The sequence below is a fragment of the Kitasatospora sp. NPDC048715 genome (assembly GCF_043198905.1).
Classification (GTDB): Bacteria; Actinomycetota; Actinomycetes; order Streptomycetales; family Streptomycetaceae; genus Kitasatospora; species Kitasatospora lactacystinica.
Map to the genome: position 1 here is coordinate 357,913 of NZ_JBICVH010000004.1, position 23,977 is coordinate 381,889.

The 23,977-nt window shown below is 75.2% G+C and carries 6 protein-coding genes and 1 pseudogene; all 7 read right to left on the reverse strand.

Features of this window, described 5'->3' with window-relative positions:
• Positions 1–484 precede the first annotated feature (484 nt).
• The 7 genes and pseudogenes from ACGFSC_RS10615 to ACGFSC_RS10645 all read right to left on the reverse strand — a co-directional run bounded on the left by ACGFSC_RS10615 (position 485) and on the right by ACGFSC_RS10645 (position 23,846).
• Complete coding sequence (locus ACGFSC_RS10615; protein WP_359901004.1) at positions 485–3,088, reverse strand: response regulator; 2,604 nt, start codon at positions 3,086–3,088, stop codon at positions 485–487.
• 37 nt (positions 3,089–3,125) lie between these two features.
• On the reverse strand, positions 3,126–3,671 hold the full coding sequence (locus tag ACGFSC_RS10620; RefSeq protein ID WP_359901007.1) for a heme NO-binding domain-containing protein: 546 nt from the start codon (positions 3,669–3,671) through the stop codon (positions 3,126–3,128).
• Positions 3,668–4,111 carry a nuclear transport factor 2 family protein gene (locus tag ACGFSC_RS10625; protein WP_359901009.1) on the reverse strand — a complete coding sequence of 148 codons (444 nt, stop codon included), beginning with the start codon at positions 4,109–4,111 and terminating at the stop codon, positions 3,668–3,670. Before ACGFSC_RS10625 ends, ACGFSC_RS10620 begins: the two co-directional genes overlap by 4 nt.
• A 30-nt stretch (positions 4,112–4,141) precedes the next feature.
• Entirely contained in the window at positions 4,142–5,269 is a 1,128-nt protein-coding gene (locus ACGFSC_RS10630) for a phosphopantetheine-binding protein (protein ID WP_359901012.1), read from the reverse strand.
• Positions 5,270–5,274: 5 nt separating this feature from the next.
• Positions 5,275–8,058: pseudogene (locus ACGFSC_RS10635) on the reverse strand (type I polyketide synthase); the annotation flags it as partial.
• 210 nt (positions 8,059–8,268) lie between these two features.
• A complete protein-coding gene (locus ACGFSC_RS10640) occupies positions 8,269–10,611 on the reverse strand; it encodes a zinc-binding dehydrogenase (RefSeq protein ID WP_359901017.1) in 2,343 nt (780 codons plus the stop codon).
• Positions 10,608–23,846, reverse strand: a complete 13,239-nt coding sequence (locus ACGFSC_RS10645) for a type I polyketide synthase (RefSeq protein ID WP_359901020.1) — start codon at positions 23,844–23,846, stop codon at positions 10,608–10,610. Before ACGFSC_RS10645 ends, ACGFSC_RS10640 begins: the two co-directional genes overlap by 4 nt.
• Positions 23,847–23,977 lie beyond the last annotated feature (131 nt).

Here is a 23,977-nt window from a genome sequence, read left to right on the forward strand (position 1 = left end):
CCAGGGCCGCCACACGGCCACGGCCACGGCCACGGCCACGGCCACGGCCACGGCCACGGACGGGGACGGGGACGGGGACGGAAGGTGACATCGGGGACCTCCTTGCGAGTCGTCGGCCGGCCGACACGGAGCGCGGCCGGTCCTCGCACCCGCGCCGGCGATGCGTTCGACCGCGCCGGGGACGCTGCGCCATGGGACTCCTCCTCGAACCCGGTGGTGACGGCGGGTCCAGGATCGTCCGGGCAGTCGGTGTGCCGGCAGGGCGTGCGAGGCGGGGCGTGGAGCACGGCGGGACCGAACGATCGGGACACGCGCCCGACGACACGCCGTCAGGACGACGACGGCCAGCGGTCAGCGGCTGGGCGAGCCTGATCGCGCGGCACCGGCCCGCGCGGTGAGCGCGGGCCGGTGCGCGGGTTCGCGGGCCGGTGCGGTGTGCGGGGGCCGTTACCGGCTTCGCGGGCCGGTGCGCGGGGCCCTCCCGTCACTCCACCGGCCGGGTGTCCCGGTCCGCGCTGCCGGACCGGCCCTCCAGGTCGGCGAGGACGCCGAACAGCTGGCTCTTCGCCCGTAGGAACTCGTCGTTGACGTCCTGCACGTCGAAGCTCTCGGTGGTTCCCGCGCGGGCCCTCTTCTCGATGTCCTCCGCCAGGCCGGACAGGGGTCCGGCTCCCAGGGCCCGGGCACTGGACTTGAGCGTGTGGGCGGCCCGCAGGGCTTCGTTCGGGAGCCCGTGCGCGATGGTGGAGATCAGCCCCGGGGCGTCGTCGACGAACAGCTGGGCGAGCTCCACGACCGATGACGTCCCGCCGATCTCGTCGCACAGTCTCGCCAGGACGTCCGGAATGACGGAGGCGGCCGGCGGGGCGGCTTCGGCGGGGGCGACCGCCGTCCCTCCGGCGGCGGGTGCGCGGCCCAGGGCCGCGGCCAGGCCGTCGCTCTTGATCGGCTTCGCCAGGTAGTCGTCCATTCCCGCGGCGAGGCAGGCTTCGCGGTCGCCCTGCATGGCGTTCGCCGTCATGGCGATGATGTAGGGGCGGCGACCGGGTTCGATCACCTGATTGATCTTCCGTGACGCTTCGAGGCCGTCCATGACTGGCATCTGGACGTCCATGAGCACCACGTCGTAGTCGCCGTCCCGGACGGCGTCGACGGCCTGGCTGCCGTCCTCGACGATCTCGGCGACGTAGCCGAGTTTCTTGAGCAGCAGTACGGCGAGCTGCTGGTTCACCGCGTTGTCCTCGGCGAGCAGGATCCGCAGATCGGTCGGCTCCCCGTTCACCGGGGAGGGCGGCGCGTTACGGGCCGCCCGCTCTCCCACGACCACGGACAGGAGCGTGTCGTGCAGTTGCGAGGCCCTGAGGGGCTTGGTCAGGACCGCCGAGAACTCCCGGTCGTCGATCGCGTGCCGGGAGGTCGCCAGCGAGGTCGCCAGGATGAGCGGCAGCCGCTGACGGCCGGGGATCCGGTGGATCCGGGCGGCCAGTTCGACGCCGTCCATGTTCGGCATCATCATGTCGAGGACGGCGACGTCGAACGGGTCGTTCGAGGTGAGGATCCGCAGTGACTCCTCGGGGGCGGACGCTTCGGTGGAGATCATGTTCCAGGAGTCGGCGTGCCGCCGGATCACCTCGCGGTTCAGGTCGGTGTCGTCGACGATCAGCAGGCGCTTCAGCCGCAGGGGCTCCTCGACGGAGGGCGGCCGGTCGACCGCGCCGACGCCCAGGTCGATGGTGAAGCCGAAGACCGATCCCACCCCGACCTCGCTCTTCACCTCCATGTTCCCGTTCATCATCTCCACGAGGCGTTTGCTGATGGCCAGGCCCAGCCCGGTGCCCCCGTACTTGCGCGTGGTGGAGGAATCGACCTGGCTGAAGTTCCTGAAGAGCCGGCCCATGCGGTCCTCGGGGATCCCGATGCCGGTGTCCGAGACGGCGAAGTGCAGCCTCGCCACGGTCGGGTCTCCCGGTCGGTCCTCGGCGGTCTTGACGGTGAGGACGACATGGCCGGATTCCGTGAACTTGACCGCGTTGGAGAGGAGGTTGGTCACGATCTGCCGCAGGCGCATCCCGTCGCCGACCACGCAGTCCGGAATGTCGGGGGCCACCAGGCAGGCGAGATCGAGGCCCTTCTCCGCGGCGCGGGCCGCGATGACGTCGATCGCGGACTCGACGGTGTCGCGGAGCGAGAACTGCCTGCTCTCCAGTTCCAGACCGCCGGCGTCGATCTTGGAGAAGTCCAGGACGTCGTTGATGATGCCGAGGAGGGCTTCGCCGCTGGAGTTGATGATCTCGGCGAAGTTCCGCTGCTCGGGCGTCAGCGCGGTGGCCAGCAGCAGTTCCGTCATGCCGATGACGGCGTTCATCGGGGTTCTGATCTCATGGCTCATGGTGGCGAGGAACTCGGTCTTGCTGCGGGCCGCGGTCTCGGCGACCAGGCGGGCGTTCTGCAGTTCCTGCTCCGCCCGCAGGCGTGCGGCCACCCGTGACACCTGGGCGCCGACCTGGCTCAGCAGGGCCGGCAGGATGTCGTCCTGACCGGCCGTTCCCGGTGGCGAGAGGAATTCGAGCACGAAGAGGACGTCCGATTCGTCGGACACCGGAAGCGTGAGGAAGCGGGTCATGCCGAGACCGCGGCAGGCTGCCAGGTAGTCGACTCCGTCGTCCCCGGCGCCGATCTCGCCCGCCGCGATGTCACGGGTCAGCAGGGCGCGGCCCGCGGGCCCGTGTCCCGGCGGGACGGTGGGGGTGCCGGTCTCCCGGAGGGAGCCCAGCTGCCAGGGGTCGGCCGCCCACCAGTGCTGGGGATGCGAGGCGAGCACCCCGTGGTCCGGGACGAGCGACAGCGCGTGGCCGACCGGGAATCCCGCGAAGACGCAGACGCCCTTCACGGCGGCGAGGAGCGGGCCGTTCATGTCGACCGCGTTGTTGCAGGCCGCGGCGACGGATTCGAGCAGCTCCAGGCCGCGCTGCTTCCTGAGCTCCTGTTCCTTCGCGTCGTGCAGCTTGCGAATCATCTCCTCCGATATCAGCTCGGCCTGCCGCCGGGCGTCGCGTTCCTTCCGGAGCAGGTCCTCCAGGAGGGTCACGTGCCGATCCGCATCCCGCTGCTGCTCCACTGCGCACTCACCCCTGTCGCGTGAGGGTGACCTCGAAGACGCACTCCGGGTCTCCTCGTCCGGTGCAGCTGGACTGGTCGATCCTGACGTCCTCCCCGAAGTGCTCGGCCGCCCCTTCGATGAGTCCTTCGCCGAACGCGCACAGCTGCCGTTGCGAGCTGTAGCTCATGACGAGGACACCGCTGGCGGGTGTCTCGAACCTGAAGCTGGGCACGGCGGCTCCCGGATACAGGCGCCGCACCTCCGGGTGGATGATGTCCTCCAGGGTCAGCAGGAACGTCCGGGCGGAGCTGTGCCCGGCGAAGAACATCGGGTACCGTTCGGCGAAAATCGGCAGGGCTTCGCGGCCCAGCCAGCGGACGACCTCCGTCTCCGACTTCCCGAACATGGGCGCCGCGGCGGCCACGATGCTCATGAACTCCTCGTCGGGGTAGTTGCCGAGCGAGGTGTACGTTCCGTCGACGCCGGAGGCGTCGATCAGTTCCCCCCAGGCCAGCAGCCCGTACTGCCGGGAGACCACCTCGTTGAGGAGGTCGAAAACGACGCCCTTCATGCTGCCTCACCTCCGCTCTCCGGTCGGCCCTGGATCTGCCCGAGCTGGGAGAGCATCGTCATGACGTCCCAGTAGTAGACGGCCTCGGACATGAGTCCGTCCGCGTCCAGCCTGGCGATGACCGCGATGGCCACCGAGAACGTCCGGCCGACGGCGTCGGCGTTCCACATGCCGGCGACCTCGTTCACGACGGTGCCGGTCATGGTGAAGACGAACGCGCCGCGGTCGCCGGCGGAGAACGTGTCGTCGAGGCGGGCGGTCAGGTCCGCGTCGGTCATCCAGGACTTGTACAGCTCGTGGACCTGATCGCGGCCGTGGAGTTCGCAGTTGATGCCGGGCTCGGCGTAGTGCACGTCCCGGCTGTAGCAGCCGGCCGCTCCGTCGACGTCCTTCCGGTTGACGGCGTCGATCAGTCGCGCGAATACCTTGGTGTCCGTCATCGGGGTTCCCTCCGGGTTCGTGGGCGGTGGTCAGATCCAGCGGGCGGCGATGTCCGCGGCCTCGGCCGCGTGGGCCACCATGACCGAGTAGTGGTCGGCCGCCAGGTCGGCGCTCTCGACGCTGTCGGGCCAGTGGTTGTTCAGCCGGACGCCGTCGGTGTACGGGAGCGGTTCGGTGGCGCGGATGGAGTAGGTGGGGGCGGCCGTGCCGGGGAGCGGGTGGCCCCGCAGCATGCTGTAGTGCCAGCCGAAGGCGGTGAGCGCGGGGGTCTCCAGCGAGACGATGTCGGGCCAGGACTCCAGCAGGGACTTCGTGCCGCCGTTGAAGACCTCGTCGGACAGGTCCTCGGGGACGGGGGTGTCGATCAGCAGGACGGCCTCCGGCCCCGCGCCGCGGGACTCCAGTTCGGCGGCCACCAGCCGGGAGGCCCAGCCGCCGGAGCAGTACCCCACGAGCACGAACGGGGCCCCGTCGGCGCAGCGCTCCACCGCGGGGGCCATGGCCCGGCCCAGGGCCGCGGGCGACTCCGGGACGGCGTCGGGGCGGGCGTAGCCGGGGTAGCGCAGCGCGTGGACGTCGTGGAGGCCGAGGAAGCGCTTGGCGAAGCGGCTGTAGGTGAAGTTGCCGAGGAACGGCCCCAGCGAGTCCAGGCAGATGATCTTCCTGCTCTCCGGTCCGCGGGAGAGGCGGGCCGGGGGCGGTGGCGGGCCGGCGTCTTCGGCGCCGCTGTAGCGGGGGCGCAGGCGGGCCGCGGCGGCCAGGAAGTCGAGTGCTTCGACGGCTCTGCCCTCCTCGACGGTCCTGCGGAAGATGTCGCCGATGCCGTCGGCCGCGGGCGGGGCGGTGGACGGCGCCTCCTGGTCCTGCCGGGCGAGCGAGGCGCAGAGGAAGGCGGCGAGGTCGGCCGGGGTGGGGTTCTCGCCGACCACGCCGAGTTCGAATTCGAGGCCGGTCGCCTTTTCGAGGCCGTTGACCAGTCGGACGGTCATCAGTGAGTCGAAGCCGAGCTCCTGGAAGAGCTGGTCGTCGTCGATCTCCTCGACCGGCAGGTCCGAGATCGCGGCGGCGTGTTCCTTCACCAGCGCGATCATCGGTTCGAGCCGAGGGGGAGCGGAGGCGGGGGACGCGGGGGAAGCGGTGGCGGATTCCTGGTTCATGGTCGTCATCCGGTGGGATCGGGGGACGGTGGTGCGCCGCCGTCCGGCGGGGTGGGAGCGGAGGGGCGTGCGGGCCCCGGCCCGGGAGCGAGCCAGTAGCCGCGGCGCTGGAACGGATAGGTCGGGAGGTCCGCCGGGAGCGCGGACGTGCCGGGGAGCGCGGGCGCCCAGTCGACCGGGGCCCCGGCCACCCAGAGGGCGGCGAGGGACAGCAGGAACGAGGTGGGCTCGTCGGCGTCGAGGCCGAGCGTTCCGGTGACGGTGACGGTGGCCGCCTGGCCCGGCGACGGCGCGCCCGGGGACGCCTCGCCCGGCGACGGCGCGCCGCCGCGGTACGCCTGGTGGTTCTCGGTGATGGCCGGGACCAGGACGGGCTGCGGGCCGAGGTCGACGAAGTGCCGGTATCCCGCCGCCAGCAACGAGCGGACGCACTCGTCGAACCGGACCGGCTCCCGCACGTTGGCGTACCAGTAGCCGGCGTCCAGGAGCTGGTGGTCGATCAGCTCGCCGGTGACGGTCGAGTGCAGCGGGATGCGGCCCTTGCGGGGGCGGAGGTCGGTGGCGGCCAGCAGGTCGGAGCGGACGGCCTCGACGGCCCCGGTGTGCGCGGCGACGCGGATGGGCAGCCGGTGCGCGGCGATCCGCTCCGTCCGGCAGTGGTCGAGCAGCTGCTCCAGGGCGTCGTCGGGGCCCGCGACCACCACGGAGGAGGGGCTGTTGACGGCGGCGACGGACAGCGCGGCGTGCAGCGCCGAGAGCAGTTCCGCGGCGCGCTCGGCGGACAGCGGGAGGGTCACCATGCCCCCGGTGCCCGCGATCCGGCCGAGGGCCCGGTCGCGCAGGGCGACCAGGGAGGCCGCGTCGTCGAGGGTGAGGGCGCCGGCGACGTGGGCGGCGGCGATCTCCCCCTGGGAGTGCCCGATGACGAGATCCGGTTCGACGCCGTGGTGGCGCCAGAGTGCCGCGAGGGCGACCGAGGTCGCGAAGAACAGCGGCTGGACGAGCTCCGGGCGCTCCAGCTCCGCCGTGGTGGCCGCGTCGCCGAACAGGTCGGACAGGCTGCGCCCGGTGTGCGGGCGCATGGCCCGGTCGCAGGCCTCGAACGCCTCGCGGAAGACGGCCGAGTCGTGGAGCAACTGCCGTCCCGCGGTCGACGACTGGGCGCCCTGGCCGGGGAAGACGAAGACCGTGCCACCGGGTTTGCGGGCGGCCGTGCCGGACACCAGGTGCCGGTGCGGGCGGTCCTCGGCGAGCGCGCGCAGGGCGTCGAGGAGCCGGGTGCGGTCGGCGGCGACGACGGCCGCCCGGTGGCGCAGCCGGGCGCGGGTCGTGGCGAGGTCGTGGGCGGCGTCGGCGGGGTGCAGCCCCGGGTGGGCCTCGGTGTACGCCGCCAGGACCGCGCCCTGGGCTTCGAGGGCGGCGGCGTTCCTGGCGGAGATCAGCCAGGGGACCGCACCGTCGCGGTGGGGCGGTTCGGCGGGCGGGCTCCCGGCGGGGGGAGCCGCTTCGAGGACGAGGTGGGCGTTGGTGCCGCTGATGCCGAAGGAGGACACCGCCGCGCGCGCGGGCCGTCCGGTGTCGGGCCACGGTTGCGGGCCGGTGAGGAGCTCGACGGCGCCGGAGTCCCAGTCGACGTAGCTGCTCGGCCGGTCGACGTGGAGGGTGCGGGGGACGGTGCCGTGCTGGATCGCGAGGAGCATCTTGATGACGGAGGCGACGCCGGCGGCGGCCTGGGTGTGGCCGATGTTGGACTTGAGCGAGCCGAGCAGCAGCGGCCGGTCCGGCGGGCGGCCGCGGCCGTACGTGGCGAGTACGGCCTGGGCCTCGATCGGGTCGCCCAGTCTGGTGCCCGTCCCGTGCGCCTCCAGGACGTCGACGTCCGCGGGGGTGAGCCCGGCGTCCGCCAGGGCCCGTCGGATGACCTTCTGCTGGGCCGGACCGCTGGGCGCGGTGAGGCCGTTGCTGGCGCCGTCCTGGTTGACGGCGCTGCCCCGGAGCACGGCGCGTACGGGGTGGCCGTGGCGGCGGGCGTCGGAGAGGCGTTCCAGGACCAGCAGGCCGGCGCCCTCGGCCATGCCCATGCCGTCGGCGGTGTCGGCGAACGCCTTGCACCGGCCGTCGGCGGCCAGGCCGCGCTGGCGGGAGAACCCGATGAAGGGACGCGGTGTCGCCATCACCGTGACGCCGCCGGCGAGCGCCAGGTCGCACTCGCCCGTGCGCAGGGCCTGACGGGCGAGGTGGATCGCGACCAGCGAGGACGAGCAGGCGGTGTCGACGGAGAGCGTGGGGCCCTCCAGCCCGAGCAGGTAGGCGATGCGGCCGGAGACGACGCTGGTGGCGCTTCCGGTGACGAGGTGGCCCTCGACCCGGCTGTCGTCCCACCAGGCCTCCCCGTAGTCCTGCCAGGACACCCCGGCGTAGACGCCGGTGTCGGTGCCGCGCAGTGCGGCGGGGTCGATGCGGGAGCGTTCGAGGGCCTCCCAGGCCACTTCGAGCAGGACGCGCTGCTGGGGGTCCATCGCGAGGGCTTCGCGCGGGGTGATGCCGAAGAACCCGGCGTCGAAGTCCTGCGGGCGGGAGAGGAACCCGCCGCGCGTGGTGGTGGAGGTGCCCGAGCGGTCGGGGTCCGGGGAGTACAGCTCGTCCAGCGGCCAGCCCCGGTCGTCGGGGAACGCGCCGACGGCGTCGCGGCCCTCGTCGACGAGCCGCCACAGCCCGGCGGGCGAGTCGACCCCGCCGGGCAGCCGGCACCCGCACCCGGTGACGGCCACCGGATCGCCGGAGCCCGCCTCGGCGGCCTTCAGGCGGTCACGGAGCCTGTCGATCTCGGCGACGGCGCGCTTGAGGTAGGTGCGGATCTCCTCCTGTTCCGCCATGGTTCGGTCCTGCCTTTCGCGTGGGTGGGGGGAGGGGCCGGGGGTGCGCCGGGCCGGCCGGAGCCCGGGCCCGCCGCCGGTACGGGCGGTGACGGCACGGGCGGTGACGGCACGGCAAGGGGCTCAGCCGCCCTCGGCGGCGGGTCCGGTGTCCGGCGCGGCCTCGGCGGGTCCGGCGTCCGGCGCGGCCTCGGCCGCGGTCAGGACGGGGGCGTCCGTGTGGCGGGACGTCTCGTAGAGGCGGGCGAGGAGGGCGGCGCGGTGCGGTTCGGGGGCCGACGGCAGCACCACCAGCGTGGCGGCGAGCCCCAGCGAGTGTCGGTGCGCGACCAGCGATTCCAGCGCGGCGAGGCCCCGTACCGGGTCGTCCGGGGCGCGGGCCGGGCCGTTCGGGCCCGAGGTGGCGATCAACAGGAAGGTTTCCAGGGGGAGTTCGAGGGTCGACCGGTGCAGGATCGCGGCCGCGCCGGCCGGTTCGCCAGCCGCCGGTTCGCCAGCCGCCGGTTCGCCACTCGCCGGTTCGCCACTCGCCCGTTCGTCGCCGTCCGGTCCGTCGCCGTCCGGCGCCGTCCGGTCGTCGGCGGCGGTGTGCACGACGGCGGTCAGCGGGGCCACGGCCGAGGCGTCGGCCAGGACCTGCCGCACGGCGTCCGGGTCGGTGGGATCGGCGTTCACCGGATGGAGCTCGGCCGGCCGGCCGGCCAGCCGCGACCGGAGCCGGGCGAGGCCCTCGTCGTCCTCGTCGTGGGGCGCGAGGAGCCAGATGTGCCGGGAGCCCCGGCCGGTGGCGAGGTGGTCGGCCAGCGGCACGGTGTCGGCGAGCGGGCCGACCAGCAGGACGCCGTCCCGCGCGTCCTCGGGCGGCGGGATCCGCAGCACCAGCTTGCCGGTGTGCCGCGCCCGGCTCATGTGGTGGAAGGCGGCGATGGCGTCCTGGACGTCGAAGACGTGGACGGTGGGCGGGTGGAGCACTCCGGTGGCGAAGAGCTCCCGCAGGTCGTGCAGGATTCCGGCGAGTTGCGGCGGTCCGGCCGCCTCCCGGAGGTCGAAGGGCAGGTAGGAGACGCCGGGGTGGTCCCGGGCGATGTCGTCGGGGTCGCGCGGGTCGGTCTTGCCCATCTCCACGAACCGGCCTCCCGGACGCAGCAGACGCAGGGAGGCGTCGGTCGCCTCGCGGGCGAGGGCGTTGAGGACGACGTCGACGCCCCGGCCGGAGGTGGCGTCCAGGAACTCCCGCTCGAAGCCGGTGTCCCGGGAGGAGGCGATGTGGTCGTCGTCCAGGCCCAGCCACCGCAGGGCCGGGTGCTTGGGCGGGCTCGCCGTGCCGAACACCTCGGCGCCCGCGTGGCGGGCGAGCCGGACGGCGGCACTGCCGACGCCACCGGAGGCGCAGTGGACCAGGACGCGTTCTCCGGCCGTCAGCTGGCCGAGGTCGAACAGCCCGTAGGAGGCGGTGGCGAAGGCCACCGGGACGGCGGCGGCGCGGGCGGCCGGCCAGCCCGGGGGCACCGGGACGAGCAGCGGCTCGTCGGTCACGGCGACGGGGCCGAACGCACCGGTGAGCAGGCCCATCACCCGGTCGCCGGGCTTCAGCCGGGTGACGTCCGGGCCGGTGTCGAGCACCGTGCCGGCCCCCTCGGCGCCCAGCGGTCCCGGGTCGCCGGGGTAGAGGCCGAGCGCGTCCAGGACGTCGCGGAAGTTGATCCCGGCGGCCTGCACCGCCACCCGCACCTGGCTGCCCACGAGGGGTGCGCCGACCTCCTCGCAGGAGTCGAGGGCGAGGCAGTCCAGGGTCCCCTTGCCGATCAGGCTCAGCCGCCAGGGCGGTGGGCCGGGCAGCGCGAGCCGGACGTGTCCCGGGGGGAGGGGCAGGAGCGCGGCCGGAACGGACTCCGGCGCGAGGACCTCGCCGGCTCTGATCGCCAGCTGGGAACGCGGGGAGCCGAGCGCCGCGGCGAGGGCCCGGAGGGAGGCCGGGTGCCCGTCGAGGTCGACCAGCGCGAACCGGCCGGGCCGTGCGCCGGCCGAGGCCAGCACGCGCTCCCGCAGGACGCCCTGCCGCGGATCCGTCACCCGGTCGGTGTCGCGGGCCAGGACGGCGCCCCGGGTGAGGACGACCAGGCGGGGCGCCCGTTCCTGCGGCAGGGCGAGGGCGGCCTCGACGAGGGCCAGCGTCCGGTCGGCCGCGCCGGCCGCCGGTACCACCAGGACCCCCGTCGGCAGCCCGGCCCGCGGACCGGGGGTCAGCAGCGGGACGTCCGGGTGGGCCGCGCGCACCTCCTCGGCGGCCGCCGAGGGCCGGGCGGTCGGGGACAGCACCGCCCAGGCGGAGGGGGCGGCGGCGGCCGGGGCGGGGTCCCAGCGGATCTGCGCGAAGGACGGTTCGCGGCCCGGGGCGCCGTCCCGGCGGGCAGTGGCCCGGACGAGGCCGTTGAACGGCAGGGTGCGGGGGGCGGTGGCAGTCATTCCTGGATCCCGTCGATGGCGGCGAAGAGCGCGGCGTCCTCGGCGGTCTCGGCCCAGTGGGTCGCCGGCTCCGGTTCGGTGGCCCCTTCCGCCGGCTCGGCGGCGGAGACGGGCCGCAGGTCCGCCAGGAGGCGGGCGGCGAGCGCCCCGGGCGTGGGGTGGTCGAAGACCGCCGTGATCGGCAGCGCGGCCCCGGTGGCCCGGTTGACCCGGTTGCGCAGTTCGACGGCGGTGAGCGAGTCGAAGCCCAGGTCGGCGAAGGGCGCGTCGGCGTCGATGTCGTCCGTCGAGGAATGGCCGAGGACCTGGACGACCTCGCTGCGCACCAGGTCGGTGAGGATCCTCCCGGCCTCCTTCGGGTCGGCGTCGGCGAGCCGGCGGGGCAGGGTCCGCTCATCGGCCTCGGTGGCCTCGACGGCCTGCGTGCTCTGCTGCCGGGGCCGGACGAGGTCGCGCAACAGCGGTGACGCGGCGCCGTCGTGGTGCAGGGCCACGCCGCTCAGCCGCAGGGGCAGCAGGACGGCCTCGTCGAGGCGCTGTGCCTCGTCGAGGAGCGCGAGGTTGTGGGCGGCGGGCAGTTCGGCGATGCCCAGGTGCTCCAGCCGTCGCAGCGCGGTGGCGTCCAGGTGGCCGGTCATGGCGCTGCGCTCCGCCCACAGGCCCCACGGCAGGGACAGGGCCGGCAGGTGCAGGCCGCGCCGGTACTCGGCGAACGCGTCGAGGAAGGAGTTGGCCGCCGCGTAGTGGGCCTGCCCGGGGGTCCCGAAGACCCCGGCCGCGCCGGAGAACAGGACGAAGGCGGCCGGGGCGTGCGCCAGGGTGGCCAGGTGGAGGTTGATCGCGCCCTCGACCTTGGGCCGCAGCACCGCGGTCACCTGCTCGTCCGTCAGCTTGGCCACGGTGCTGTCGTTCAGGGTGCCCGCGGCGTGGACGACGGCGGTGAGGGGCTGGTCGCCGAGACGGGCGGCGAGGACGGCGTCCAGCTGCGCGCGGTCGGCGGTGTCGCACGCGGCGATGGTGCAGTCCGCGCCCAGGTCGGTGAGCTCGGCCCGCAGGGTGTCGGCGCCGGCGGCGGCCTCGCCGCCCCGGCTGAGCAGGAGCAGGTGGCGCACGCCCTGCTCGGCGACCAGATGGCGGGCGAGCAGCCGGCCGAGGGTGCCGGTGCCGCCGGAGATCAGGACGGTGCCGTCCGGGCCGTACGGCAGTGGCGTGGGCGGCGGGACGGCGGCCCGGGTGAGCCGGGGTGCGTACACCACGCCTTCGCACAGGGCGAGTTGCGGCTCGGTGTCGAGCGGGAGCGTGGCCAGCGCCGATGCGTCGGGCTGTCCGGTCGCGGGGTCGACGACGCGGCCGAAGTCGTCGACGTCGAAGAGGGTGAACTGCCCCGGAGCCTCGTTCTGCGCGGAGCGGACCAGGCCCCAGACCGCGGCGGCGACCGGGTCGGGCGTCTCACCGGGGACGGTCGCGACGGCCCGGTGGGTGAGCACGACCAGCCGGCCGGTGGCCAGGCTCTCCTGGGCGAGCCAGCTCTGCAGCAGCTCCAGCGTCCGCCGGACGGCGGCGTGGACGGCGGGGGCGAGGCCCTCCGGCCCCGGGTCGCCGGTCGGCAGGGGGTGCAGCACCAGGTCGGGGGCGGGCCGGGCGGAGCCGAGGTCCGCCACGAGGGCCGCCGGGTCCGGGTGGAGCGGCGGGGGCCAGCCGCCGTCCGGCCGGGGCCCGGGAGCGGCGCCGAGCCACACCGCGCCCGGCTGCCGGCCGGACGGGGTGGCGGAGGCCACGGGCTTCCAGGAGAGGCGGTACAGCCCCTCGCCGCCGAGACGTCGGCGCGGAGCCCGGGCGCCGGCCGGCCGCATGACCAGGCGTTCGATCCGCAGCACCGGGTTGCCGTCACCGTCGCGGATGTCGACGGTGACGCTCCGCTCGTCCAGCGGCCGGATGCGGGTGCGCAGTGTTCGCGCGCCGGGCCGGTGGAGCTGGACACCGCCCCAGTGGAAGGGGAGTTCGACGCCGGCCGGGCGGCGGACCAGCAGGCCCTGGAGGGCCGCGTCGAGCAGGGCCGGGTGCAGGGCGAAGGCGGGGTCCTCGGCGGCCAGGGCGTCGGGGAGCCGGGCCTCGGTGAAGATGTCCTGGCCGCGCCGCCAGATCCCGGTCAGCGCCCGGAAGGCCGGGCCGTAGTCGTAGCCGCGCAGGCCGACGCCGGCGTAGAACTCGTCCACGTCCAGCGGAACGCTGTGGTCGGGGGGCCAGGACTCGGGCGCCGGCGCGTCGGGCGGCGAAGCGGAGGCGGCGAGGACGCCTCGCGCGTGCAGGGTCCAGGGTTCGCCGGTGACGGCGGTGTGCGGCCGGGAGTGGACGGTGACGCTCCGCCGGCCGGTGGGGTCCGGGCCGCCGACGGTGAGGTGGAGCTGAGTGCCGTCCTCCTCGCCCAGGTGGAGCGGGGCGAGGAGGGTCAGTTCGGTCAGGTGCGGGCAGCCGGACTCCCGGCCCGCGTGCAGGGCGAGGTCGACGAAGGCCGTGCCGGGCAGGATCGGGGCGCCGTGGAGGGCGTGGTCGCGCAGCCAGGGGTGGGTGGCCGGGCCGGCCCGGCCGGTCAGGACCAGGCCGTCGTTCTCCGGGTCGGGCAGGCTGATGTCCAGGACCGGGTGGTCGGTGGAGGCCGCGCCGAGGGTGGCCGCGCGTTCCTGCCGGGTGTCGCCGCCCGAGGTGTCGACCCAGAAGCGCCGCCGCTGGAAGGCGTAGGTCGGCAGGTCCGACGGCTGCCCGGGGTGGTGCGGGTTGAGCGCGGCGGTCTCGACGGCGACCCCCTCGACGTGGGCTCGGGCGACGGCCGCCGTGACGTGGCGCAGCGTGCCCTCGCCGCGGTGCAGAGTGGGCAGGGCCGTGGCCGGCCGGTCCGCCTCGTCCGCGATCTCCAGCACCGCGCTGGACAGCAGCGGGTGGGCGCTGGGTTCGACGAAGAACCGGTAGCCGTCCTGGAGGAGGGCCCGGGCGGCCAGGTCGAACCGGACCGGTTCGCGGAGGTTGCGGTACCAGTAGGCGGCGTCCAGTTCGGCCGCGTCCACCGCGGCGCCGGTGACCGAGGAGTAGAAGTCCAGCTCCCCGGCGGCGGGGGCCACCGGGGCCAGCAACTCCACCAGCTCGGTGCGCAGTTCGTCGACCTGGGGGGAGTGGGCGGCGTAGCTGACCGGGATCCGGCGCGCCCTGACCCGGTCGGCGGCGCACTCCTCCCGCAGGGCCTCCAGCTCGTCCGCCGGGCCCGCGACCACCACGGCCCGGGGGCTGTTGACCGTGGCGACGGTGAGCCCGGGGTACGGTTCCAGCCGCTGCAGCGCCTCCTCGTGGGAGAGCTGGAGGGCGAGCAGGCCGTGGTCGCCCTCCAGACGGGTCAGGGCGCTGCTGCGCTGGGCGACCACCCGGGCGGCGTCGGTCGGCGAGAGGACACCGGCGAAGCAGGCGGCGGCGATCTCGCCCTGGGAGTGCCCGACCACGGCGTTCGGCCTGACCCCGGCGGCGTGCCAGAGCCGGGCGAGGGAGAGCTGGACGGCGAAGAGCGCGGGCTGGACCACGTCCACCCGGTCCAGCAGTTCGGCGCCGGCCCCCGGCGAGAGCGCGTGCCGCAGCGACCAGTCGGTGTACGGAGCCAGGGCGTCGGCGCACTGGGCGATGCTGTCGGCGAAGACCTGGCTCTCCTCGATCAGCCGGGCCGCCATGCCGGGCCACTGCGAGCCCTGGCCGGCGAACACGAACACCGTCCGGCCCTCGGCGGCCCGTCCGGTGACCAGGTCCGGGTCGGTGTCCCCGCTCGCGAGCGCGCCGAGCGCCCGCAGGCAGCCGTCCAGGTCGGGGGCGGTGATCGCGGCCCGGTGGGCCAGGCGGGCGCGGCCGGTGGCCAGGGCGTGGCCGACGGCTTCGGCGGAGGAGGGCGGGAAGGCGTCGAGGTGGCGGCGCAGCTTCTCCGCCTGGGCCCTGAGGGCGGCTTCGCTGTGCCCGCTGACCAGCCAGACGGGTGGCGCCAGGACGGGCGGCCGGACGGTCGGGGCGGCGGTCGGGACGGCGGCCGGTTCCGGTTCCGCCGGGGCCTGTTCGACGATCAGGTGGGCGTTGGTGCCGCTCACCCCGAAGGCCGAGACGGCGGCGCGGCGCGGTCGGCCGGTGTCCGGCCAGGGAACGCTCTCGGAGAGGATCCGCACGGCGCCGGTGCCCCAGTCGACGTGCGGGGTCGGGGTCGCGGCGTGCAGGGTCCTGGGCAGGACGGCGTGCTGCAGCGCCAGGACGCTCTTGATCAGCCCGGCGACGCCGGCGGCGGCCTGGGTGTGGCCGACGTTGGACTTGAGGGAGCCCAGGTGGGCCGGCCGGTCGGCGGCGCGGTCGCGACCGTAGGTGGCCAGCAGGGCCTCGGCCTCGATCGGGTCGCCCAGGGTGGTGCCGGTGCCGTGGGCCTCGATCAGGTCGACGTCCCCGCTGCTCAGCCCGGCCCGTTCCAGGGCCTGGCGGATGACGCGCTCCTGGGACTTCCCGTTGGGCGCGGTCAGGCCGTTGCTGGCGCCGTCCTGGTTGACGGCACCCGCGCGGATCACCGCCAGGACCGGGTGGCCGTTGCGGCGGGCGTCGGAGAGCCGTTCCAGGACGACCGTTCCCGCGCCCTCGGCGAACCCGGTGCCGTCGGCCTCGGCCGCGAAGGAGCGGCAGCGACCGTCGGGGGACAGCGCCCGCTGCCGGGAGAACTCGATGAACAGCCCGGGCGAGGCGATCACGGTGACCCCGCCGGCCAGGGCCAGGGCGCTGTCGCCCAGGAGCAGCGACTGGCAGGCCAGGTGCACGGCCACCAGGGACGAGGAGCAGGCGGTGTCGACCGAGACGGCGGGCCCTTCGAGCCCGAGGACGTAGGCGACCCGCCCCGAGATCACGCTCAGCGGTTTGCCGGTGGTGAGGTAGCCCTGCATCTCCTTGGGCGCCTCGTGCGAGCGGGAGCCGTAGTCCTGGTAGACGGCGCCGGCGAACACCCCGGTGGAGCTTCCGCGCAGCGACCAGGGATCGATCCCGGCCCGCTCCAGCGCCTCCCAGGACGTTTCGAGCAGCAGCCGCTGCTGGGGGTCCATGGAGAGGGCCTCGCGGGGCGAAACGCCGAAGAACTCGGCGTCGAAGTCGGCCGCGCCGGTGAGGAACCCGCCCGTGGTGACGTAGCTCTTGCCGTGCGCGGCGGGGTCGGCGTCGTACAGTCCGGCGAGGTCCCAGCCGCGGTCGTCGGGGAACGAGGAGATGGCGTCGGTGCCGGCCTCCAGCAGCGTCCACAGCTCCTGCGGGGTGTCGACCCCGCCGGGCAGCCGGCAGGCCATGCCGATGACGGCGATCGGCTCGACGGCGGAGCGGGGCTCGGTGACCGCCACCGGGACCTGCCGGGCCGTCCGGTCCGCGGCCTTCCCCGGTGCCTCGCCACCGTCCAGCCGGGCGTGCAGGTGGGAGGCCAGGGCGGCGGGCGTCGGATGGCTGAACGCCAGGCCGGTCGGCAGGCGCAGGCCGGTCGAGCGGGCCAGGCGGTTGCGCAGCTGGACGGCGGCCAGGGAGTCCAGGCCGAGCTCCTTGAACGGCCGGTTCGGGGCGATCGAGTCGGGCGTGCGGTGGCCGAGGACGGCCGCGGTGGTGGAGCGCACGAGGTCGGCCAGCACCTGCCGCTGACGGGCGGACGGCAGCTGCGGATAGTCGGCGGGCAGCCCCGCGGCGGCGCGGCCGGAGTCCTCGCTCCGCTCCTGCCGGGCCCGCTGGACGGGTGCGAGGTCGTCCAGGAACGGGTTGGGACGGTCGGCCGCCCGGGCGGCCAGGAACACCGGCCAGTCGAAGCGGGCCAGGGTGATCCGTGGTTCGCGTCCGGCGGCCAGGGCGGTCAGCTCGGCGGCGGTCGACTCGGGGGTGAGCGAGAGCAGCCCGCGCTCGGTCATCCAGTCGCCGTGTCCGGCACCGAGGCCGCCGGGGGCGTAGCCCCAGGCGATGGAGGTGGCCGCCAGGCCCTGGGCCCGACGGGCCTCGGCGAGCGCGTCGAGGTACGCGTTGGCCGCGCCGTACCCGCTGTGGCCGCCCATGCCGACGGTGCCGAGGACCGAGGAGTAGAGGACGAAGGCATCGAGGTCGAGGCCTTCGGTGAGGTCGTGCAGGTGCTGCGCCCCCTGGGCCTTGACGGCCAGCACCTGCTCCAGGTGATCCTGCGTCAGTTGGTCGATCATGGCGGTCGACAGCACGCCCGAGGTGTGCACGACGCCCGTCAACGGCTCGTCCGGTGGGACGGCGTCGAGGACGGCGGCGAGCGCGTCCCGGTCGCGGACGTCGCAGGCGGTCACGCTCACCCGGCTTCCCAGGGCGGTCAGTTCGGCCGTGAGCTCGCCCGCGCCCGCGGCGTCCGCGCCGTGCCGGCTGAGCAGCAGCAGGTGCGGGGCGCCGGCGGCGGCCAGGGCCCGGGCCGCGTGGGAGCCGAGGAAGCCCGTCCCGCCGGTGATGAGGACCGTTCCCCGGGGCTGCCAGCCGGGGCCCGGCGGGAGTGCGGCCTGCCGCAGCCGCCAGACGCAGCCGCCCCGGGACCGGACCGCGACCTGGTCCTCCGGGCCCGCCACGGCCAGGACGGCGCAGGCCCGGCGCAGGCTCTCCGGATCCGGTCCGAGCGGGAGGTCCAGCAGGCCGGCCCAGCGGTCGGGATACTCCTGGGCGGCGGCGCGGCCGAACCCCCAGAGCGCCGCCTGGGCGGGGTCGACCACGCGGTCGCACTCGTCGACGCGGACGGCCTCGCGGGTGGCGCACCACACGGGGGCTTCCGCGCCCAGGTCGTCCAGGGCCTGGAGCAGGGCGGCGGTGTCGGCCAGCAGACGGCTCGGTCGCGACTGTTCGGGCGGCCGGTGGGAGAGGAACGAGACGACGGTGCCCGGCCGCGGGGCGTCCGCCCCGCCGTCCAGCAGGCGGGCCGCCCCGGCGCGGTCGGTGCCCGGCGGCAGCACCACGGTGCGGATGTCGGCGCCGTCGGAGGCCAGGGCGGTGGCCAGGGCCCGCGGCCAGGGCCCCGCGTCCGGGCCCGGGGTGACCAGCAGCCAGTCGCCCCGGGCGGTCGACGCGGGCTGGGCGGCCATCGGCACCCAGGAGCCGGTGAAGCACGAATCGCCCAGGCGGGCCCGGGAGTTCCGGGAGCCGTGCCAGGCGGCGAGCGCCGGGAGGACGTCGTGGACCGGGGCCTCGTCGGCCAGCCCCAGCAGGGCGGCCACCGCGGTGGTGTCCCGGCGCTCCACGGCCTCCCACAGCGACCGTTCCTCCCCGTCCCCGTCCGGCCGGGCGCCGTCGGCGGCCTCCGGCACGGCGGGCAGCCAGTAGCGCTCCCGCTGGAAGGCGTAGGTGGGCAGCGCGACCCGTCGGGCCCCGCCGAGCACCGGAGCCCAGTCCACCGGCAGGCCGTGGCACCAGGCCCGTGCGAGGGCCAGCAGCAGGTCGGCGGGTTCCCCGGCGTCCCGGTGCAGCGAGGGGAGCACGGTGACGTCCGGCGGCGGCTCGGCGCTGTCGGCGGTCTCCTGGACGCCGACCGCCAGCAGGGGGTGCGGACTCATTTCGACGAAGGTGTCGTGCCCCGCGGCGAGCAGGGCCCGGACGGTGGACTCGAAGCGGACCGGGCTGCGCAGGTTGGTGAACCAGTACGCGGCGTCCAGCAGGCGGGCCGGGTCCGTGTCCGCGGTGACGGTCGAGTAGAACGGGATCCGCGCGGGCCGCGGGACGATCGCGGCCAGGGCCCTGGTCAGGGGCTCGTGCAGGACGTCGACGTCGGCGCAGTGCGAGGCGTAGTCGACCGCGATCCGGGCGATGCGCACGCCCTCCTCGTCGCACCGGGCGAGGAGGCGCTCCAGCTCGTCGCGCGGTCCGGAGACCACGGTGGACGTGGGGCCGTTGTACACCGCGATGCCGAGGCCGGGACAGCCGTCCCGCAGCCGCTCCTCGACCTCGGCGGCCGACAGCCTCAGGGAGGCCATCGCCCCGTCGGTGGCCAGCGTGCCGACCAGCCGGCTCCGGGTCACGGTGGCCAGGACGGCGTCCTCCAGGGTCAGCGCACCGGCCACCCAGGCGGCGGCCAGCTCGCCCTGGGAGTGCCCGACCACGGCGTCCGGAGCCACCCCGTGCGCGCGCCAGACCTCGGCGAGCCCGGTCATGACGGTGAACAGGGCGGGCTGCACCACGTCGTCGCGCTCCAGGGACGGGGCCGTCGGCTCCTGTGCCAGCACCGACCGCAGCGACCAGTCGCAGTGCGCGGACAGGGCCCGGTCGCAGGCGTCGACGTGCGCGCGGAACACCGGCGAGGCGGCCAGCAGGCCGCGCGCCATGCCGGCCCACTGCGAACCCTGGCCGGGGAAGACGAAGACCGTCCGGTGACCGGGCCGGGCCTCGGCCTCGACGGCCTCCCGGGAGGCGGCGCCGTCGGCGTCGGCCGAGCGGGCCAGGGCGTCCAGGGCCGCAGACAGGGCCTGCGCGTCGTCGCCGACCACGGCCGCCCGGTGGTCGAGCGCGGTCCGGGTGGTGAGCAGGGACCAGCCGATGTCCCGGGGGTCCGCCCCCGGGTCGTCCCGCAGGAACTCGGCCAGCCGCCCGGCCTGGGCGCGCAGCGCCCGCGGATCGGCGGCGCTGAGCGCCCACGGGAGGGCGGACGCGCCCCACTTCGCGCCGGGGCGGTCGCCAGGGCGGTCGCCGGGGCCGTTGTCGGGGCGGCCGTCGGGGCGGTGGTCGTCGGAGCGGTCGTCGGGTGCCGCCGGAACGCCGTCCGGAGCCTCTTCGAGGACGACGTGGACGTTGGTGCCGCTGATCCCGAAGGAGGAGACGCCCGCCCGCCGGGGGACCGGCCCCCGCGGCCAGCGGACGCGCTCGGTCAGCAGCCGCACCCGCGCCGCCTCCCAGTCGACGCGGGTCGAGGGCGCGTCGATGTGCAGGCTGGCGGGCAACTCCTCGTGCTGGAGCGCGAGCACCATCTTCACCAGACCGGCGACTCCGGCGGCGGCCTGCGCATGGCCGATGTTCGACTTGAGCGAGCCCAGCAGCAGGGGGCGGCCGGCGTCCCGGCCCTCGCCGTAGGCCCGGCCCAGCGCCTGGGCCTCGATCGGGTCGCCGAGCGTCGTCCCGGTGCCGTGGGCCTCGACCGCGTCCACGGAGGCGGGACCCACACCCGCCTGCGCGAGCGCGCGCCGGACGACCCGCTCCTGCGCGGGCCCGCTGGGAGCACTGAGACCGCTGCTCGCACCGTCCTGGTTGACGGCGCTGCCGAGCAGGACCCCCAGGACCGGATGGCCGTGGCGGCGCGCGTCGGAGAGCCGTTCCAGCAGGACCAGGGCCGCGCCCTCGCTCCACGCCGTGCCGTCGGCCGCGTCGGCGAACGGCTTGCACCGGCCGTCGGGCGCCAGCCCGCGTTGGCGGGAGAACTCGATCCACATGCCCGGCGAGGAGAGCACGGCCACCCCACCGGCCAGCGCCAGCCCGCACTCGCCGGAGCGCAGCGACCGGCAGGCCAGGTGGACGGCCGCGAGCGAGGAGGAGCACGCGGTGTCGACGGTCAGCGCGGGCCCGTGGAGACCGAAGGCGTACGCCAGCCGACCGGAGGCCACGCTGGTGGTGGTCCCGGTCAGGGCGTAGCCGGCGCCCTCGCCGGACGCCTGCTGCATCCGCGGGCCGTACTCCTGGGCGGTCGCACCGATGAACACGCCGGTGTCGCTGCCCCGCAGCGAATCGGCGGGGATGCCGGCGCGCTCGAACGTCTCCCAGGCGGTCTCCAGCAGCAGGCGCTGCTGGGGGTCCATCGCCAGCGCCTCGCGCGGGGAGATGCCGAACAGGCCGGCGTCGAACTGCGCGGCGTCGTACAGGAAGCAGCCCTGGCGCACGTACGTCCTCCCGGACGCGTCGGGGTCGTCGGAGAACAGCCCGTCGAGGTCCCAGCCCCGGTCACGGGGGAAGTCCGCGACGGCGTCCCGGCCCTCGCGCACCAGGTCCCACAGCTCCTGCGGGGACCCGACGCCGCCGGGCAGCCGGCAGCCGAGCGCGACGACGGCCACCGGATCACGGCCCTGCTCCGGGAGACCGGCGGACGGATCCTCGGCCCGGGAGGTCCGCCCGTCCCCGGCGGCCAGCAGCCGGACCACCTCGGTCGCCGCGGCGCGCGGGGTCGGGTGGTCGTACGTCAGGGTGTCCGGTAGCGTCCGCCCGACGGCCGTACCGAGTTCCACGGAAAGCTGCACGGCGGTGAGGGAGTTCATCCCGAGGTCCGCGAAGGAGCGGCGCGGATCGATCCGTTCGCCGGCCGGGTAGCCGAGCAGGGCGCCGGTGCGGCTCAGGAGCAGGTCCAGGACGGCCCGTTCGGGATCCGGGCCGGCGAGGGCGGCGAGGCCCGGTGACAGGTGCGTCGGGTCCGTGGGCGAGGCCGCAGGCTCGGTCGGTGCGGTCGGTGCGGTCGGTGCGGTCGGTGCTGCGGCGGGCGGGCGGCCGGTCTCCGCGGGAACGGCGGCGTCCGCGGCCCCCTCGGGCGTCAGCCAGTGCTCCCTGCGCTGGAAGGCGTACGTCGGCAACGCGATCCGCCGTGCGGGCAGGTGCCCGAAGACCGCGGACCAGTCGACCGGGACCCCGTGGACGTACAGCTCCGCCAACGCCCCCGACAGCGCGGCCGGTTCCGGGACCGTGTCGCTGAGCAGCGCGATCGTGCCGCGGTGGTCCGCTCCCTCCGCCTCCAGGCAGCGCCCCGCCATCGTGGTCAGGGTGGCGTCGGGTCCGAGCTCCAGGAAGTGGGCGGCCCCGCTCCGGGCGGCGGCGCGGACGGCGTCGCAGAACCGTACGGTTCCCCGCAGTTGATCGACCCAGTACCCGGCCGTGCACAGGTCCTCCCCGCGCGCCGGGGCGCCGGTCAGCGAGGAGACCACCGGCACCTCCGGCGGCCGGAACCGGATCGACGCGACGACCTCCGCGAACTCGTCCAGCACCTCGTCGACCTGGGGCGAGTGGAAGCCCTTGGCCACCCGGAGGATCCTGGTGCGCGCTCCGCGGCGCCCGAACGCCTCGGCCGTCGCGCGCACACCGCTCGCCTCCCCCGACACGACGACGGCCCGGGGGCCGTTCACGGCGGCGAGCGAAACCCGACCGCTCCACTCGTCCAGCAGCGGGGCGATCTCCTCCTCGGTGGCCTCGATCGCCGCCATCGCCCCCTCCGGGAGCGCGCTCATCAACCGACCGCGCTGCGCCACCAGCAACGCCGCGTCCGGCAGGGAGAACACGCCCGCGACGAACGCCGCGGACAGCTCCCCGATCGAGTGGCCGAGCAGGACGTCCGGGTGGATCCCCCAGCTGGTCAGCAGCCGGTGGAGCGCGACCTCGAACGCGAAGAGCGCTGGCTGGGTGTAGGCGGTGTCGTCCAGCAGCGCCGCCTCGTCGCCACCCGGGTCGGCGAACACCACGGACGCCAGCGGGCGGGGGAGGTGAGCGTCCAACGCCGCGGCCACCTCGTCGAAGGCCGCCGCGAACACCGGCTGGTGCCGGTGCAGTCCGCGGCCCATCGCGGGACGCTGGCTGCCCTGTCCCGTGAAGACGAAGGCGACGCCCTGCCGACCGCACGTCTCGCCGGTGCGGACGAGGGGCGAGGGGCTCCCCGCGGCGACGTGGGACAGTCCCTCCCGCAGCGCGTCCTGCCCATCGGCGACGACGGCCGCGCGCCAGTCGAAGTGGGTCCGGGTCGTCGCCAGCGAGTACGCGACGTCGAGCGATTCCGGCGGCGTGCCCCACAAGGCGCCCGGAGCAGCCGGGGCCGGATCCTCGACGCCCTTGACGCCCTTGACGCCGTCGGTGGCCTCGACGCCCTCGGTGGCCCGGACCGCCGAGGTCAACTGGCCGAGCAGCGTGCGGGCCTGGGCCTGCAGGGCCTCCCGCGTCCGCCCGGACAGCACATGGACGTGCTCCGAGCGCACCCGGTCCGCCCGCGGCTCCGTTCCGTCCGTCCCCGGGGCCTCGGACACCACCACGTGGCAGTTGGTGCCGCCGAGCCCGAAGGAGTCGACGGCGGCGACCAGCGGCACCCGCCGGGGCGACCAGTCCTCCAGGGCGAGCGGAACCCGCAGGTTCAGGTCCCCCAGCCGGATGAGCCGGGACGGCTCCCGGTAGTTCGGCTGCGGGACGATCGCCCGGTGCCAGACCGAGAGAGCGGCCTTGATGAAGCCCGCGATCCCCGCCGCGGCCTCCAGGTGACCGATGGCGGCCTTGACCGAGCCGACCGCCACCGGGTGTCCGCTGTCGTGGGCGGCGCCCAGCGTGCCGCCCACGGACCGCGCCTCCACCACGTCGCCGGTCGGCGTCCCGGTGGCGTGGAGTTCCACGAACTGCACCGAGTCGAGGGTCCCGGCGCGGTCGTTCACCCGGCGCAGCAGCTCCTGCTGCGCCACGACGCTGGGGTGCGTCAGACCCGGCCCGCCGCCGTCGTTGTTGACGCCGCTGCCCCGGACGACGCAGTAGATCCGGTCTCCGTCCGCCAGTGCCGCGGACAGGGGTTTGAGCAGGACGACCCCCGCGCCCTCGCCGGGCACGAAACCGTTGGCATCCTTGTCCAACGGCCGGCAGCGGCCGTCGGGTGAGAGGGCGCCGAACTGCCCGGCTCCCGCTGCCCCGTCCTGATCGAGCAGCAGACTGACGCCGCCCGCCAGGGCGGCTTCGGAGTCTCCGTTCAGGAGGGACTCGCAGGCCAGGTGAAGGGCCACCAGGGACGACGACTGCCCGGTGTCCACCGTCATGCTCGGACCGCCGAGCCGCAGCGCGTAGGACACCCGGTTGGCGATCATGCTGCGCTGGAGCCCCGTGAAGGTGTGCAGACCGTAGCCGCCCGCGCCCTGACGCCGTGTGATCACGGCGTAGTCGTCGCGCATGGCCCCGAAGTAGACGCCGGTGTCGAGCCCGCTCAGTGCGGACGGCCGGATTCCGGCGTCCTCGATGCTCTCCCAGGCCACTTCGAGGGCCAGCCGCTGCTGCGGATCGAGCGCGGCCGCCTCCTTCGGCGAGATCCCGAAGAAGTCGGCATCGAACTCCGCCGGATTCTCGATGAATCCACCGGAGCGGGGGCGGTTCGGGAGCCGCGCCCGGGAATCGTCGGGCGGTGCGGAGATCGCACTGGCGCCAACGGTCAGGAGGGACCAGTAGGACCGGACATCGGGTGCCGAGGGGAAACGGCAGCTCATCCCGACGACGGCGATTCTGTCGTCCACGGACATCACGCTCCTCCACCCGCGGCGCATCGGGTCGCACCGGGGCGCACCGGATCGGGCCGACGGGTGCCGCGGTCGACGGATGCCGCACGGGTCGATCCCGGGCGCGCGGCCGCGGTGTGACGGTCGGT